Annotated in this window: 12 protein-coding genes; 10 read left to right on the forward strand and 2 right to left on the reverse strand. The window is 42.3% G+C overall.

Annotation, left to right across the window (positions count from 1 at the left end):
- Positions 1–44: 44 nt before the first annotated feature.
- The gene (locus tag ACFQ1M_RS02555) at positions 45–1,286 is read right to left on the reverse strand and encodes a metallophosphoesterase (protein ID WP_386403412.1); all 1,242 of its coding nucleotides are present in this window, start codon (positions 1,284–1,286) and stop codon (positions 45–47) included.
- A 209-nt stretch (positions 1,287–1,495) separates the two neighbouring features.
- On the opposite strand from ACFQ1M_RS02555, the gene polA reads away from it, so the two are divergent.
- The 5 genes from polA (at position 1,496) to ACFQ1M_RS02580 (ending at position 11,227) form a co-directional block, all read left to right on the forward strand.
- Positions 1,496–4,333, forward strand: coding sequence for a DNA polymerase I (gene polA, locus ACFQ1M_RS02560; RefSeq protein WP_386403415.1), 2,838 nt, complete (start codon positions 1,496–1,498; stop codon positions 4,331–4,333).
- Between the two features lie 170 nt (positions 4,334–4,503).
- Entirely contained in the window at positions 4,504–5,085 is a 582-nt protein-coding gene (locus ACFQ1M_RS02565) for an RNA polymerase sigma-70 factor (RefSeq protein ID WP_386403418.1), read from the forward strand.
- Positions 5,086–5,148: 63 nt separating this feature from the next.
- Positions 5,149–6,114, forward strand: coding sequence for a FecR family protein (locus tag ACFQ1M_RS02570; protein WP_386403421.1), 966 nt, complete (start codon positions 5,149–5,151; stop codon positions 6,112–6,114).
- A 90-nt stretch (positions 6,115–6,204) separates the two neighbouring features.
- Positions 6,205–9,732 (forward strand): TonB-dependent receptor, encoded by a 3,528-nt coding sequence (locus ACFQ1M_RS02575; protein ID WP_386403424.1) that lies wholly within the window; start codon positions 6,205–6,207, stop codon positions 9,730–9,732.
- Positions 9,733–9,745: 13 nt separating this feature from the next.
- Positions 9,746–11,227, forward strand: a complete 1,482-nt coding sequence (locus ACFQ1M_RS02580; protein ID WP_386403427.1) for a RagB/SusD family nutrient uptake outer membrane protein — start codon at positions 9,746–9,748, stop codon at positions 11,225–11,227.
- A gap of 67 nt (positions 11,228–11,294) precedes the next feature.
- Here ACFQ1M_RS02580 and ACFQ1M_RS02585 read toward each other — a convergent pair whose 3' ends face one another.
- Entirely contained in the window at positions 11,295–13,991 is a 2,697-nt protein-coding gene (locus ACFQ1M_RS02585; protein ID WP_386403430.1) for a DUF5916 domain-containing protein, read from the reverse strand.
- Positions 13,992–14,223: 232 nt separating this feature from the next.
- Between ACFQ1M_RS02585 and rplM the strand changes: the two genes are divergently transcribed.
- The 5 genes from rplM to pyrH all read left to right on the forward strand — a co-directional run bounded on the left by rplM (position 14,224) and on the right by pyrH (position 18,016).
- Complete coding sequence (gene rplM / locus ACFQ1M_RS02590; RefSeq protein ID WP_386403433.1) at positions 14,224–14,679, forward strand: 50S ribosomal protein L13; 456 nt, start codon at positions 14,224–14,226, stop codon at positions 14,677–14,679.
- The gene (gene rpsI, locus ACFQ1M_RS02595; protein ID WP_386403436.1) at positions 14,680–15,066 is read left to right on the forward strand and encodes a 30S ribosomal protein S9; all 387 of its coding nucleotides are present in this window, start codon (positions 14,680–14,682) and stop codon (positions 15,064–15,066) included. It abuts the gene before it with no gap.
- A 175-nt stretch (positions 15,067–15,241) separates the two neighbouring features.
- Positions 15,242–16,048: a 30S ribosomal protein S2 gene (gene rpsB, locus ACFQ1M_RS02600; protein WP_386403439.1), complete on the forward strand. Its 807-nt coding sequence runs from the start codon at positions 15,242–15,244 to the stop codon at positions 16,046–16,048.
- Between the two features lie 96 nt (positions 16,049–16,144).
- The gene (gene tsf, locus ACFQ1M_RS02605; RefSeq protein WP_386403442.1) at positions 16,145–17,110 is read left to right on the forward strand and encodes a translation elongation factor Ts; all 966 of its coding nucleotides are present in this window, start codon (positions 16,145–16,147) and stop codon (positions 17,108–17,110) included.
- 198 nt (positions 17,111–17,308) lie between these two features.
- Positions 17,309–18,016 (forward strand): UMP kinase, encoded by a 708-nt coding sequence (pyrH, locus tag ACFQ1M_RS02610; RefSeq protein ID WP_386403445.1) that lies wholly within the window; start codon positions 17,309–17,311, stop codon positions 18,014–18,016.
- Positions 18,017–18,058: the final 42 nt, after the last annotated feature.

The raw sequence follows: 18,058 nt of genomic DNA on the forward strand, positions 1-18,058 counted from the left end.
TTTGGCTGATAAATTTAATTTACAAATTTAACATTTTCTGCAAATTACGTAGTTTTAGAACCCTTTTTCAGCTCTATCACCGAAATTTCAGGCCATATACCTACCCTTCCAGGATAGCCGATATATCCAAATCCACGATTCACATTTATGTATTGGTCAAGTTCTTTATAGATCCCAGCCCAATAGCGATAACGCCATTTAACAGGACTCCATTTTATCCATCCTGGTATCTCAATTCCAAATTGCATACCATGCGTATGTCCACTCAGTGTTAGGTGTATGTGCGCATCGTGATTGATCACTTCCATCTCCCAATGCGACGGATCATGGCTCATCAAGATCTTGAAATCTTCCTTGGATACAGGTGTCAGCGCCTTGTCCAAGTCTCCTGCCTTTTTGAAGCGGCCTGCCCCCCAATTCTCAACCCCGATCAATGCCAGACGTTGTCCATCCTTCTCCAAAAAACGTGTTTCGTTAAGCAATAGGTCAAATCCCATCTCCTTCTGAATTTCCTTCAAACGGTCTAAATTCTGTTGCTTTGCCTCCATATCTCCATTCCAGTCGGAATAGTCTCCATAATCGTGATTTCCGAGAATCGAGTAAACACCATCTCTTGCCTTCAACCTTCCAAAAGTATCCTTCCACGGTTCCATCTCACTGGCCAAATTGTTCACCATATCACCCGTAAACAAAATGATGTCAGATGCTTGCTCGTTGATCAAGTCTATGGCATATTCCACCTTCTTCTTGTTATCAAAGCTACCGGAATGTATATCGGAAATTTGGGTCAATTGATACCCATCAAATGCTTCGGGAAGGTCTTCAAAATGTAAGGTATACTTCAACACCCTGAAATTATACTTCCCTTTATACATCCCATACAATAGCCCAGCAAAGGGAATAGCTGCAACGCCCAACGCGGTAAGGCTCAGAAATTTTCTTCTGGAAGGAAGAAATCCTCCGCTTCCATTCGTTGTTCCAGTAAACTTGTTGTAGCCCCAACCCAGGAATCGTACAATGTCTTCGAACAACATAAAGGCTCCGCCAAAAAGGCCTAGTGTAAAAAATGCCAAAAAAACTCCCATGGAAATACTCATCGCCGAGGTCATGGCTTGTCCGCGTTCGTAGCCACTAAACTGAATATATAAATTGACCAATACCCCAAGAAAGATCAATCCGTACAAAGCATATAACCATTGATTCTTTACAAGGGTCTTGAATGCTTGAAAACTATAAAAAGCGCCAATCAGATAGATGATCGCAAGTATGATGAAAAATCTAGACATAAGTAGTAGCTATTCAATATCTGCAAAAATATCAGTTATTCAGTCAGTTGGTCTCCTATTTAAAGCAAAATTAACAACTAGCGTCGTCCATTTTTTACGGTATCCCACCAGCAAATCGTTAAAAACTTTCATCTTGGCGTTCTAAAGAAACGGGCTAAACTTTGTAGCTTTGAGTTTTGGGCCTAGTCCTTCAACCTAATTGATCATTCATGTCAGAAAAAAAACGCCTTTTCCTTTTAGATGCCTATGCCTTGATCTTTAGAGGATATTACGCATTCATCAAAAATCCAAGAATCAATTCAAAGGGGATGGATACCAGTGCCATCATGGGCTTTATGAATTCACTTTTGGATGTGATAAAGCGCGAAAGACCAGACCATCTTGCGGTTTGCTTCGATAAAGGAGGCAGCGTGGACCGCGTAGAGCTATTTCCCGAATACAAGGCCAATAGAGACGAGACTCCCGAAGCGATCAGAATCGCCATTCCCTATATTGAAAAGATCTTGAGGGCCATGCATATTCCGGTGATGGTCAAAGAAGGATACGAAGCCGATGATGTGATAGGTACGCTGGCAAAACAGGCGGAGAAGCAAGGCTATATGACCTATATGGTAACTCCAGACAAGGATTTTGCACAATTGGTATCAGAGAACATCGTCATGTATCGACCACCGCGTATGGGCAATGGCTGGGAACATTGGGGAATTGAAGAGGTGAAAAAAAAGTTTGAGGTAGAGCGCCCTGAACAAGTCATTGATTTTCTGGGAATGATGGGAGATTCTATCGACAATATCCCAGGACTTCCTGGGGTAGGTGAGAAAACGGCAAAAAAGTTCTTGGCACAATTTGGAAGTATGGAGGGCCTGTTAGCCAATACCGATCAGCTAAAGGGAAAGATGAAGGAAAAAGTAGAGGCCAATGCAGAATTGGGCCTGCTTTCCAAAAAGCTGGCAACGATCCTATTGGACGTTCCGGTCGAGTTTCATGAGAAAGATTTTGAGCTTTCCCATCCAGATGTCGAAAAAGTGACCGAGATCTTCAAGGAGTTGGAGTTTCGACGTATGACCGATAACTTTTTAAAGACCTTTGGACAAGAGGACAAAGCAGCCCCGGCAACAGAGACCAGTAGCGCTAAAAGCCCAAAGCAACGTGCTGCCGATGCCACCCAGTTCGATCTGTTTGCGCAGCCGGGCACCGGCACGACCGATAACAAAGAAGCGGGCATCAACGGATACAGCACCATCGAAAATACCAAGCATTTTTATCAATTTATAGACACCTCACTTTCAAGGAAATTATTAATTCAGAAATTACTTCAGCAAAAAAGTGTTTGTTTCGATACCGAAACCACCAGCATAAAATCGCTGGAGGCAGAATTGGTAGGTATTGCTTTTTCCTGGGAAGTCGGAAAAGGATATTATGTGGGCTTCCCGGAAGATCAAGAAGAATCAAAGACGATATTGGAGGAATTTAGGCCTTTTTTCGAAAGCGAGAATATTGAAAAGATCGGACAGAATCTAAAGTACGATATCAAAGTATTGTCCAATTATGATATGCCAGTAAAAGGTCCGCTTTTTGATACAATGATCGCACATTATTTGATCAATGCCGATATGCGACACAATATGGACGTATTGGCAGAGACCTATCTTAACTATCAGCCCGTCTCTATAGAAGCGCTCATCGGTAAAAAGGGAAAGAACCAGCGTTCTATGCGTTCTGTCCCGATAGACAAGCAAACCGAATACGCCGTAGAAGACTCGGACATTACACTGCAATTGAAGGTGCATTTCGAAAAGGAAATGGAAGCTGGAAACCTCACCAAGCTCTTTAGAGAGGTCGAGGTCCCGCTGGTGAGTGTACTCTCAGAGATGGAGATCGAAGGCATCAATGTCGATATCGATTATTTGAAATCACTTTCTTCGGCACTTACCGAAGATATCGAACGCTTGGAAAAGGCGATCTACGATCAAGCGGGAGAAACGTTCAATATCGCCTCTCCTAAGCAATTGGGACCCATCCTTTTTGATAAGTTGAAATTGGTGGACAAACCAAAAAAGACAAAGACTGGCCAATATTCAACGGCAGAGGATGTGCTATCCTATTTGGCAAAAGACCATAAGATCGTTGCCGATATCCTAGAATACCGTCAATACAAAAAATTACAAAGCACCTATGTAGATGCCCTTCCCAATGAGGTGAATCCTAAGACCCATAGAATTCATACGGTTTACAGCCAAGCCGTTGCGGCTACTGGCAGATTGAGTTCCAACAATCCGAATTTACAGAATATTCCTATCCGAACCGAGCGTGGAAGGCAAGTGAGAAAAGCTTTCGTCCCGAGAGATGGAGATCATGTATTGCTCGCGGCCGATTATTCGCAAATAGAGTTACGCATCATCGCTGCCTTAAGTGAAGAAGAGAATATGATAAAGGCATTTAAGGACGGTGAGGATATTCATGCTTCCACTGCTGCGAAAGTTTTTAATGTATCCATAGACGAGGTGACCCGAGAACAGCGCAGCAATGCCAAAACCGTTAATTTTGGTATCATCTATGGCGTTTCGGCCTTTGGATTGAGCAACCAGACGGATCTTTCGCGAAGTGAGGCCAAAGAACTGATCGACACCTACTACAAAACCTATCCAAAATTGCGCCAATATATGGCAGATCAAGTTGATTTTGCGCGTGAAAATGGCTATGTAGAGACCATTCTGGGACGCAGACGCTATTTAAAAGACATCAACAGTCGTAACGCCGTAGTACGTGGTGCAGCCGAGCGAAATGCGGTAAACGCTCCGATTCAGGGAAGCGCGGCCGACATTATCAAAATTGCCATGATCAATATTCACAAACGTTTCAAGCTAGAGAATTTCAGATCCAAGATGCTATTACAGGTACATGATGAATTAGTATTTGATGCACACAAAGACGAATTAGAGACCATCAAACCCATTATACAACACGAAATGGAGAATGCCTATAAATTGACCGTGCCGTTAGACGTTGAAATGGGAGTTGGCGAAAACTGGCTCGAGGCACATTAAACGATCGTTATTCTCGGTCAATCTTTTGTGATACATTTACTACTATAGAAAGTAGCAAATATTTGATCACCAGGGCGTTATTTTAAGACATGAACTTCATAGAATAATTTTCATTTGCGCTTCTTATTGTTATTTTTTTATTAAGTTTATCTTAACAAACCAACCGTCTCATGCGCTATGATTCCCTCTATATGAATAGCGAAGCTTTTATTTTATCCTTAAATAATGGCGATGCGGCAGCATTCGAGATGCTCTTCAGACTTTACCATTCTAAACTCCGTTTTATAGCGTCTAACTATATATCCCAAGCAGAGGACAGCGAGGAAATCGTACAAGATGTCTTTATAAAGATATGGAAGCGAAGGAAGTCCCTGAACATAAAGACCAATTTGAACAGCTACCTTTTCACCACGGTAAAGAATACTTGCCTCGACCATTTAAGAAAGCAGCGCCGTAAGACGGGATTTAGACATCGCTTAGAGCTTTTGGAAAACACGATCAACTATAACGCTTTGAAAGATGCTGCAGCCTCTGCGATCATAGAGAAGGAATTAGCTTTAGAAATTGAAAAAGCGATTGCACTTCTCCCTGAAAAATGCAAGCAGGTCTTCATGAAAAGCAGAGTTCAGGGGATGACAAACAAAGCCATTTCGGAGCAGCTTCATATTTCAGTGAAAACGGTTGAGAACCACATGACCAGAGCCCTTCGCCATATGCGTCTGCACCTTCAAGATTTTTTACATCTACTTTAATTTAAGCATTCACTAGGGGGTCTTCTTATTTTTTACGTCTATATAAGTGTAATGACCAACTAAATGAACCAAGACCTCCTTAAAAAATACTTTCAGAAAAAAGCCACGTTCTCCGAGAAAGAAGAGGTTTTGGAATGGGTAAGGCTTTCCAAAGAGAATCAAGAAGAATACCATCTGCTTAAAGCTCAATATGTAGCGGACCACCTGAATTCGGTGAAGGACGCCTCGAGTCACGCCTCTCTAATACGCTTTCAAACAAGCATGGGCAGTGCCTATAAAAAGTATATTCCCTATGCCGCTGCCATCATTTTGGTCGCTACAGGTATATTTTTTCTAGTCCAAAGGCCTTTGGACACTATCTCTCCTACAGAAAAGGAGCCTCATAGAAAGACGATTACCTATTATAAACAAACAGCAGGGAAAAAGGTGACCCTGCCAGACGGCAGCTCAGTATTATTGAATGTAGACAGTCATATCGAATTTGCGCCTACCTTTAAAAAAGACATTAGAGAAGTTAAGCTAGTGGGGGAAGCTTTATTTGATATCATACACGATGCTTCTCGGCCTTTTGTGGTCAAGACCAAAGACTTCAATGTTAAAGTATTAGGCACCTCTTTTAATGTAAAGTGCTACCCAAATGACGTGCAAACGGAGACCACATTGATCACAGGAAAAGTAGAATTATTGAGAGAGGAAGAAACTCCTATTATTCTGGCACCTTCACAAAAAGCCGTATATCACAAGACTCAGAACAGAATTGCTGTTGAGGAGGTGATCTCTGAAGACGTCATCGCTTGGAAGAACGGAACGCTCATTTTTAATAACACCCCGATGCAACAAGTGGTACTGGACCTAGAACGAAAATACAACGTAAAAATAATTATTAACTCACCTAACCTTTTGAAGTATGAATACACAGGGACCTTTGATAATCTAGAACTGGAAGAAGCATTACAGTTGCTAATGATCTCCTCACCTATCAACTATACTAAGGAAAACCAGAAAATTATATTTGATATGAATGACTAAGGTCAGATGAAAAGAGGGTGCTGCAACACCCCCTTCATCAATTATTGACCAACTAATAAATAATCGACCAACTTTTAACTTTCCAAAATTATGAAAAAAAGCGAACCTAGGGGTTTCTCGCTTAGAAAACGGTTTCTAAGAATTATGAAGATCTATATCGTTCTTGCCTGTATCAGTTTGGCAAAGCTCTTTGCCAGTGAAACGTATGGACAGGCTATAACTTTGAATTTAGAAGATGTCCAACTGAAGGACATCCTAGCTAAGATTGAAAAGGATAGCGATTATCATTTCTTTTACAACAATAGTCTTGTCGACGTTTCTAAAAAAACCTCCATTCACGCACAAGAACAAGAGATACAGAATGTCTTAAAACTACTCTTGTCAAAGACCTATATTGATTATAAAATTTTTAAAAATCAAATCGTATTATTTCCGAAGAATGATACTTCGGTACTAAAGATATTAGAGGAGATCGAGAGCCAAGAACTCCAAAACTCCAAGGATAGATCCCTTAATGCCATCAATAAGGGGCTAACTTCAATGATACGTAAAGCCACCCAGGATCCCATTAGAGGAACTGTGTCCGATGGAGATGGTTTCCCGCTACCGGGCGCTTCTATTGTGGTAAAAGGCACCTCCCGAGGAACGCAGACAGACTTTGACGGTAATTATCAAATTATTGCCGACACTGGCGAAGTTTTGGTATTTTCTTACGTGGGTATGACGACCCGAGAAGTCACCGTTGGCAACAACAAGGTGGTCAACGTCTCTTTGACAAGTAGCGCAAGTGAACTGGAAGAGGTCATTGTGGTGGCCTATGGTACCGCCAAGAAAAGTGATTTTACAGGATCTGCCACACAGATCAATGCCGAGGCGATTGAAGATCGTCCGATATCTAATGTCGCTCAGGCATTGCAAGGAGCTTCTGCCGGGGTAAACGTTTCTGTGGTAAGTGGACAGCCAGGTGCGGCTCCAAACATCAGAGTGCGCGGAATAGGGTCGATCAACGCTTCGAGCGATCCTTTATATGTGCTTGATGGCGTCCCTTTACAAGAATTAGCGCTTTCCAATCTGAATCCGAATGATATTGAGAGCATCACGGTCCTTAAAGATGCGGCATCCACCTCCTTATATGGAAGTAGAGCTGCCAACGGGGTGGTATTAATTACCACTAAGAAAGGAAAAAAAGGAAAAGAAATCATTACCCTCAATATAAGTCAAGGCATTACCTCGAGATCGATCCCAGAATATGATCGGGTTGATGCGCGCCAGTATTATCCCTTAATGTGGGAGGCCTATAGAAACAGCCTCTCTATTTCTGGAACCACCCCTGTAGATGTTGCAAATCAAACGGCGACCGACGATATTTTTGGGTTGCTAGGGTATAATCCTTTTAATGTACCTAACGATGAGATCGTATTGACCAACGGACAATTGAATCCAAATGCACGCTTACTCTATGCAGGAGATCTCGACTGGCAATCCCCGATTTTGCGTGCAGGAACACGCAGCAATATCGATTTTTCCTATCAAGGCGCCAGTGAGACCACGGACTATTTCGTATCGCTGGGATATCTAAATGAGGAGGGATATGTGATCAATTCTGATTTTAAAAGAATTACAGGGCGTGTGAATATCAACTCCCAGCTCAAAGAATGGTTTAAGGCTGGGGTGATTCTTTCAGGGACCACCTCTAAAGCTAATCAAGGAAATGACAGTGGTTCCAATTCTTTGGTGAATCCATTCCGGACGACAAGATACATTGCGCCCATATATCCTGTTTATCTCCATGACCCCGTTACGGGTGCCTTCATCCTAGATGAGAATGGGAATAGGATCTTTGATGAAGGAAGTGAAAGAGTTGGTAGCACCAGTGGAAGACACGTCATTCAGGAAACACTTTTAAATATAGATAAAGACGAGATCACCTTTTTGTCCGCCAGAACATATGGAGAAGTGACCTTCTTGAAGGATTTCAAATTTACCTTTAATGCCTCCTTAGACCAACGTTTCTTTATCAATGAGGACTATGGAAACAGAATAATCGGAGATGCAGAACCTTTAGGGAGCTCGAGTAGATTTCATACCCGACGAACGGTGATCAACTATAACCAGCTATTGAATTATAACAGAGACTTTGGCAGCCATACCGTTGGGGTTCTTTTGGGCCATGAAAGCTATGATGAAGAGCTTAACGTGCTCAATGGCAGTAGAAACGGCCAAATCTTTGACGGTAACACCGAATTGGCAAACTTCGTAACTGTGACCGATCTCAATGGATTCACCGATCGACTTACCATCGAAGGATACCTGAGTAGGGTCAATTATGACTATAATGACACTTATTATTTATCAGGATCTTATCGAAGAGATGCCAGTTCTAGATTTGTCAATGAGCGATGGGGAGATTTCTTTTCTGTTGGTGGCGCATGGCGGATCGATCAGGAAGGTTTCGTCCAAAATTGGGATTGGCTAAGTGCATTGAAGTTCAGAGCATCTTATGGAGAAACTGGAAACCAAGACCTTGGCTCGGAATATATTAGTCGAGGGCTCGTCGGGGTTGGCCCAGATTTCAACAATGCTTCAGAAGCAGGTTCTATAGGGATTTCCAATGAAAATTTAGATCTTACATGGGAGAATAATGTGCAGAAGGACATCGCTCTAGAATTTGGCTTATTCGACAATAGAATAAATGGTACGGTTGAATATTACAATAGAAAATCAAAAGACCTATTGTTCGAAGTTCCTGTCCCGGTTTCTTCAGGATTGGACGACCGTCCTGATAATATAGGTGACATGGTAAACAGTGGACTAGAAGTGGATCTTTCCATAGACTTAATAAGAAATGAGAACGTAAGATGGAATTTTAGTGTCAATGCGTCCACATTGAAAAACGAGATCACCAGATTACCTCAAGAGGAAATAATAACTGGAACCAAGAAATTGGTTGTCGGTGGAGATATTTTCGCCTATTGGTTAAGAGATTGGTATGGCGTAGACCCTGCGGATGGCGCTGGTTTGTATATTTTAGATCCTGACGAGGCAGATGGCGGAACAGATGAAAGAGTGATCAACGGTACGAACGTGACCACAAATCAGAATAAAGCACTCAGGGATTTTGTTGGTACGGCAACACCTGATCTCTTTGGAGCATTCAGCAGTACCGTCGATTATAAAGGGTTCTCCTTTGGATTCACCTTCACCTATCAAATAGGCGGTGAAACATATGACACCAATTATGCGACCCTGATGTCTTCTGGAACCTATGGGCAGGCATTGAGTACAGACATTTTAAGGCGTTGGCAACAACCAGGAGACATTACAGACGTACCACGTTTGGATGTCAATCAGACAGCGCAGTTCGGTGCTGCATCCGATCGATGGTTGACCAGCTCCACAAATCTTGCGCTGCGACAGGTCAATCTTGGCTATGCCTTCAATAATAATGTGCTAGATGCACTAGGACTAGGTACAGCCAGGTTGTATGTAACTGGAGAGAACTTATTTTTGCTCTCCAAAAGAAGAGGGATGGACGTAGGTCAAAATTTCAACGGTACCACATCTAACCGTTTTACCCCTGCGAGAATAATCACTTTTGGTTTGAATCTAACATTCTAAAAAATCTTAAGTTATGAAAACATATAAAATATTATTTACCTTCTTTTCTTTATGCATGCTGTTGAGTTTCAATTCATGCAGTGAAGACTTTTTAGAACAACTTCCGACGGATGCTACGGCCACCGAGACCGCTACTGCAACCACCGGCAATCTCTTGCTGATAGTAAATGGAATTCACCGTTCCCTTTATGTTCGGTATGGAGCTCAAGGGCGGACGGGCATCGGCGCCATGATGATACAAAATGACGTCTTAGGAGAAGACCTGGTGATGACCGCCCGTGCAAATGGATGGTTTATCAACGCCTACCGATGGAATGACCATACAAACTCTCTAGATGCAGATAATTTGTTCCCTTATAGAACATATTATAGGATCATTAGAAATGCGAACTTGATCATCAATAATGCCGCAAGTGCCAGTGGTCCAGATGCGGAAAGAAACCTTGTTTTGGGGCAGGCACTGACCTATAGGGCCTGGGCTCACTTTCAGATGGTACAATTATATGGAAGTCGATACGTCCCTGGCGGAAATAATGTTCAAGATGGGATTCCCATTAAATTAACGGTTGATAATGAACCGCAAGCTAGGAATACGGTAGAAGAGGTATATGCCCAGGTCAATGAGGATCTGGACAATGCCATTATTGCGCTTGAGAATTACTCGAGACCTAACAAATCTCATTTGGATCAGAGTGTAGCTCAGGGCTTAAAAGCAAGGGTCGCTTTGGTACAAGGCAACTATGCGATTGCTGCACAATTTGCTGCCTTGGCCCGTTCGGGTTATTCGCTAATGTCCAATGATACTTATTTTAACAACTTTAGCGACTACGAAAATGATGAGTGGATGTGGGGAAGCTTTATTCAAGAGGACCAGACCGACCGTTTTGGGAATTTTGGAGCTTTTATGTCTCGAAATTTCAGTTCCTCTAACATTAGAGGAAATCCTAAGGCCATCAATAGCTTACTATATGATCAGATCTCAGATACCGATATTAGAAAACAACTTTTTGATCCAACAGGCGAGCACAATGTGCTTCCTCCTGGGATAGAGATCTCTTCACGGCACGCTAGAAGACCATACACTAGCCAAAAGTTTATTTCGGAATCAACGGGTGACAGTAGAATGGATGTGCCGTATATGAGAGCTGCCGAGATGTATTTGATCGAAGCTGAAGCATTGTCATATTCGGATGAAACGGCAGCTCGGCAAGTGCTGTTCGAATTAGCCTCAAATAGGGACCCCAGTTATACCTTGTCCACCAATACAGGGCAAGCACTTAAGGATGAGATCTATATTCAGCGAAGGATCGAGTTATGGGGCGAGGGCTTTAGATTTTATGATCTTAAAAGATTGAACCAGCCTTTGAATAGAAATGGTGCTAACCATACCGCCTCACTCGTTGTGATATTCGATGTTCCCGCTGGCGATGAACGTTGGCAATGGCTCATTCCACAAAGAGCTTTGGACGCCAATCCGTTGTTAGACCAGAATTGATATAATTTGTCTATTCTTTAAATTATCCGATCCCTCTCGAAGCATGTGACTTTGGGAGGGATCTCTCTTAAAGTATAAATCGATACGTCACCTTCAACAAGAAGATATTCTCAATCGTCTGGTCTAAAATTTGGGTCCTTAAACTCGTTAGTAGTGGATCCGCAGGGTCGCCGCCACCTCCACCATTCTGAGACCATACCAGAAAAATCTCCGAACCTGGAATGTATTCCCATCTAAAGACCAAATTGGAGCGCCATTGTACAAACGCAAAATCTGGATTTCCAAAAGAATAATCTACGGTACCGTCTGCATCTTCGTCCACAAAATACACATCGCTATTGGGGTCAAAAGTTAACTGCGTCTCATCATATTGGTCGAAACGATCTTCAAAGCGGTCGGCGATTGGATCTGTGACATGCTTGAAATTAGAATATCGACCTCTTGAAATAAATGGCTGCCCCCAATATTGCAAGGTCATATTTGGATTGATCGTATAATTAAGCCGCATGGACATACTAAGCGTTCGCTGATCGATGGTCGCATTCAAATACCTCACCTCATTTCCGACCTCCAAATTATCGACATATTGCAACTGGTCATTGTTTAGGCTATATGATGGATTCAATGAAACACGCAAGGAATTTGTTGGCTGGTAGCTGATGCCTCCACCAATTCTGAAGAAACTCGTAGAATTGTCAAAGGCCTTACCACCACCATTACTCAGATTAAAACGCACCTTCTTGCGATTATCCGTCCCAATGTTGTTCCAATAGTTATAATCTCCTGTAAATCGAAGTCTTGGCCCTCCACGCAAAGCAAAATTCGAATAGCGCACCGGTGTGATGTTTCCCCCAATATTGGCAAACCAGTTGTTGATAAAATTTGCCCAGGAATTAACATTGAAGCCTACTAGATTATTATTTCCCTCAAAATCCCACGCTACCCAATGATTATAGTTCAAACCAAGATTTCTGAAGGTCTTATCTGGTTTAAGAGTGCGATAGCCTGCCCAAGTATAATGACGAATGTCATCCGCCTGTCGTTGAAAGCCAATATCATTGAGCTCTAGCTCTGGCGAACGCCAGGTCATTCCGGATTCAAAACGCCAATGACCCTTTCCTATTTTCCCTATTTGAAGATTACCGCCAGTCCCGGTCAACGAAGTTCTATTTGGGTCGACGCGCACATGGTCGGCATCAACGCGTTGAAATAAATGGGTGATGGATTCTTGAGTATTCTGAATAGCCTCTGGACTTCCTTCTACATGGCTCATCACCAAATTTCCACCTAGATACCAGGCCCTGTTATCCCATTGATGCTTAAAATCCAATCCGCCAGTGTATGCCCGTCTGTGCAGAAAGCTTACATTTTCACTTAGAGCATCCCTATTTGTTGCAGTAAAAATACCTCCAATAAAAGAGTTGCGATCATTGAAATCCTTCTGAAGTCTTCCCACAAAATAATTGGTCAACGGCTCCACCACTTCTTCCCTACCATCAATACGTTGGTCAGTATTTGGGTCTATTTCTACAATTTCCGCTTTTTCTCTGGCAGTGACACTTTCTAATATTCCGATCGACCAACCGTTCTTGGTTTTTCCACTGAACTTTGCCGCCCCCCAAATGGTCGTATTCTCTGGTTGGTCCGCATACTCGTTAGTTCCAAGATTGGCAGAACCATTTGGATTTCTTCCTATTCTTCTTGAATAGAACAAGTTATCGAAACCGAAAGTATTCCCCGCCTGAGAGTTTGAAAAGTTGTAGTTAAAGATATTCGCGTTTTCTACAAAGAATGGTCGTTGTTCTCTAAAGAATATTTGAAAACCATCTAAGGCGATTGCTGAAGGATCGGCCTCTACTTGTCCAAAATCGGGATTGATGGTAAAATCTAGCGTAAGATCATTGGTTACGCCTACTTTGCCATCAATACCAACATTGACCATTTGATCCTTCCCATCTCTAAAAGGATTTCCTTCTTCCTTTTCGAAGGTCTCAGCAGATGATAGCACAAAAGGTTGGATCTCTAATTGTTTTTGTGGCTCCAGATCCACCAGTCCGTGGAGCTCTCCAAACTCACTTACCCATCCCGCTGCATCTTGGGGCACCCGTTGCCACACGGAGCGCTCTTCTTCTCTGAAAAAACGTCTTGTGGATTGAAGACCCCAGACTTGCTCTTCAGCCTTACCAAAGCGCAACTGGCTTAAAGGAATCTTCACCTCTGCGGTCCACCCTTCTTCATCGATGTTCGTTGCTGTATACCAAACCGGGTTCCAACTACCATCCCAATTATTACCGTTATTTGAAATGAATTCATCGCCTTTTACCCCGGCAGCGGTAATGGTAAAGGAAAAACCAGAGCGCTTGTCGTGATAACTATCGATGTTCATTTCTACCCAATCCCCTGCAAAACCATCTCTTCTAGAAAGACGCCGTTCGATCTTATCTGGTTCGGGATCATAACATCGGTAGGCGATATAAAGGTATTTCTTGTCATAAATGATCTTGAACTTGGTCTGCACACTTGGTTGGGTATTCTCATCTGGACGATTCTCTATATAGTCTCCTGTCCACTCAACATTATCCCAAGCAGTTTCATCTATGATGCCATCGATGATCGGAGCCTCTTGCCCATTCAATGCTTTTGTAGTGTAAATCCTTTTCGGAACTTCTAGTGATTTTGGGGCTACACTCTGCTGGGCCGATACCCAAGAAAATGACGTAAGCAAGAGCACAACAATGACGATTGATTGATGAAAGAATCTCATTTTTGGTTAGTTTGTTTACAAGCAAAGACATTTATAGAACACAACTGTTACAGCCAGTATTATTTTTTTAATAAAACCTTAACAGATCGACCCCATGCCAAGTTGTTGAAATACGGTTTTTTATATCCCGAAAATGAATTGCAAAAGGGGGTTTGTAAATAAAATTTAAAACCGTACATTTGCAGCCCAATTTTATTGGGATAGGAATGTTTAATATTTTAATTAATTGAGTGTGGACACATTAAGCTACAAGACAATTTCAGCCAACAAGGCCACTGTTAATAAAGAGTGGGTTTTGGTAGATGCTGAAGGACAGACGCTTGGGCGCTTAGCATCTAAGGTGGCAAAGCTACTTAGAGGCAAGTACAAGCCCAATTTCACACCGCATGTTGACTGTGGCGATAACGTTGTTATCATCAACGCAGAAAAGATCAACTTAACAGGAAATAAGTGGGAGGCGAAAGAATATGTTCGTCATACCGGGTATCCTGGCGGTCAGAGAATTTTAACTGCTAACGAACTGTTTGCAAAAGATCCTGCAAGGTTAGTAGAGAAGTCAGTAAAAGGTATGTTGCCTAAAAACAAATTGGGAGCGGACTTATTCCGTAACCTTAAAGTGTATGTTGGTGCAGAGCACAAACAGGAGGCGCAAAAACCTAAAGCTATTAACTTAAACGATCTTAAGTAAATGGAAATTATTCACAAGATTGGTCGCAGAAAGACCGCTGTTGCTCGTGTATATGTTTCAGAAGGATCTGGAAACATTACGGTAAACAAAAAAGACCTAGCTAATTATTTCACTACGGCTACTTTACAATACAAAGTAAAGCAACCATTGGCACTTACGGATAACGCAGAGAAGTTTGACGTTACAGTAAATGTATATGGCGGTGGAATTACAGGACAAGCCGAGGCTGTTCGTCTAGCTATCTCTAGAGCACTTTGCGAAGTGGACGCTGAACACAGACTTACGCTAAAGCCAGAAGGGCTACTTACGAGAGACCCTCGCATGGTAGAGCGTAAGAAATTTGGTCAGAAGAAAGCGCGTAAGAAATTCCAGTTCTCTAAACGTTAATACTGGGCACTTGCTGAAAAAGATTCAGCAATCGATTAAAAGTTCATTAAAATTGTTGTCGTTGTCCCATAAACCGGGAGTTAGTTTAGCATCTAAATGGGTAAGGCCGATTCCGATAGCTATCGGAATGCCACTTATTCATTGCTAATTCAACGGAACGTAAACTATTACAAAAATGGCAAAGAACATAGAAATAAAAGAATTGCTAGATGCAGGTGTACACTTTGGTCACCTCACTAGAAAATGGGATCCGAACATGGCGCCATACATTTACATGGAGCGCAATGGAATCCACATCATTAACCTATACAAAACAGCTGCAAAGATCGAAGAGGCCAATGAGGCGCTTAAGAAGATCGCAGCCTCTGGTAGAAAGATACTTTTCGTCGCTACCAAAAAACAAGCTAAAGACATCGTTGCTGACAAAGCAGGAAACGTAAACATGCCTTACATCACAGAAAGATGGCCAGGTGGTATGTTGACCAACTTTGTAACGATCCGTAAAGCCGTAAAGAAAATGGCTTCTATCGATCGTATGAAAAAAGATGGTACGTTCAACACGCTGTCTAAAAAAGAGCGTTTACAAGTAGATCGTCAAAGAGCGAAGCTAGAAAAGAACCTAGGTTCTATTGCTGACATGACACGTCTTCCTGGAGCATTGTTTGTAGTGGACATCAAGCGCGAGCACATCGCGGTAAAAGAAGCACAAAAATTAAACATTCCTATTTTTGCGATGGTTGATACCAACTCTGACCCACGTCAGGTTGATTATGTCATCCCATCCAACGACGATGCTTCAAAATCTATCGAGAATATCCTTACCCATGTGACCGATGCAGTCGCAGAAGGACTTTCTGAAAGAAAAGCGGAAAAAGAAGCTAAGAAAGCTGTAGAAGAAAAAGCAGAAGCCCCAGCGGCAGAAGCTCCGGCTACAGAAGAAAAGGCTCCTGAGACTGCAAAAGAAGCAACGACTAAAGAATAAATTGTAACAAATAACACTTTAGTGAAATTCAGAAGCCGGAGAGTTATAACTTTTCGGCTTTTGAAAAATAAACTACAAAATACAAAACACATGACAATGGTAAAGATAAGTGCCGCCGAAGTAAGTAAATTAAGAAAAGCTACGGGTGCTGGTATGATGGACTGCAAAAAAGCCCTAGTAGAGGCTGAAGGTGATTTCGATAAAGCCATCGAAGTACTTCGTAAAAAAGGTCAGAAAGTGGCAGCAAAACGCGCTGACAGAGAATCTTCTGAAGGTGTTGCGATTGCCCGTGTATCGGAAGATGCCACCAAGGCGATCGCCATGTCTCTTAACTGTGAGACCGATTTCGTTGCGAAAAATGACGATTTCGTTACCTTGGCAGAGCAACTGGCAGACCTTGCTTTAGATTTTGAAAACAAAGACGCCTTTTTGGCTGCGGATTTCAACGGAATGACCGTTGCAGAAAAGCTTACTGAGCAAACCGGAGTTATCGGCGAGAAGATCGAGATCGGTGGTTTCGAAAGATTAGAGGCCCCTTTTATCGGTTCTTATGTTCACGGAAAGAAGATCGCTGCTATCGTTGGTCTTTCTGCCAAAATAGACAAGGCCGCACAATTGGCCAAAGAATTGTCTATGCAGGTTGCATCGATGGGCGCAACATCACTCTCTTATAAAGGTTTCGACCCTGCATACGTAGCTGCCGAGACAGAGGCTAGAATCGCCGCTATCGAAAAGGACAACGAAGAACTTGCTCGCCTAGGTAAGACGTTGAAGAATGTACCCAAGTATATCTCTATGCAACAATTGACACCTGAGGTCTTAGCGCAAGCTGAAGAGGAAGCAAAGGCACAATTGAAAGCAGAAGGAAAACCAGAGCAGATCTGGGATAAGATCCTTCCTGGTAAAATGGAGCGTTTCATCTCTGACAATACAACACTAGACCAAGAACAATGTCTTTTGGACCAGAAATTTATCATGGACGAGAAAAAGACCGTTGAAGAATATGTGAAGTCCTTTGGGGACATCACTGTCGTTGACTTCAAAAAAGTTTCTTTGGTATAAAAATTTTTCTATTTCATTTCCATGAAGATGGAAATCTATGAAAAAGGTAAATCATACAAACCGCCTTTCCTATGGAATCGGCGGTTTTTTATGTCCCTATCGGATGGTATGGTATAATTCTGTTCTTTAAATACCATCAGAATTACAAAAACACAAATTCCCTTTTTATATATTTGCACAATCTTTCTAACAAAATTCATGCAATACAAAAGAATCTTACTTAAACTCAGTGGCGAAGCCCTAATGGGTGACCGCCAATATGGAATTGACCCGAAACGCCTTGCCGAATATGCAGAAGAAATAAAATCCGTCGTAGACAAAGGCGTGGAGGTTGCTATCGTTATAGGCGGGGGCAACATTTTTAGAGGAGTCGCAGGTGCCAGCAATGGTATGGATCGAGTTCAGGGAGATCATATGGGGATGCTCGCAACGGTGATCAATGGGCTTGCATTACAAAGCGCATTGGAAGATAACGGAGTACAAACGCGCTTACAATCTGCCATTAAGATCAACGAAGTTGCAGAACCTTTTATACGACGCAGGGCATTGCGACATCTTGAAAAAGGTCGCGTAGTGATCTTCGGGGGAGGTACTGGGAACCCATACTTCACCACAGATTCTGCCGCAGTTTTAAGAGCCATTGAGATCAATGCCGATGTCATCCTTAAAGGCACAAGAGTAGACGGCATCTATAACGACGATCCAGAGAAAAACAAAGAGGCCACTAAATTCGATCATATCTCTTTTGATGATGTTCTTAAACAAGGGTTAAAGGTAATGGACACCACAGCATTCACTTTAAGCCAAGAAAATGAACTCCCCATTATCGTTTTTGATATGAACAAAACCGGAAATCTATTGAAAGTAGTGTCTGGTGAACGAATCGGAACCAAAGTTAATTTGTAGCTAAGGTATTTGTGGCTTTATTTTTGTTGTCCTATTTTTGAT

The sequence above is a fragment of the Sungkyunkwania multivorans genome (assembly GCF_042675645.1).
Classification (GTDB): Bacteria; Bacteroidota; Bacteroidia; order Flavobacteriales; family Flavobacteriaceae; genus Sungkyunkwania; species Sungkyunkwania multivorans.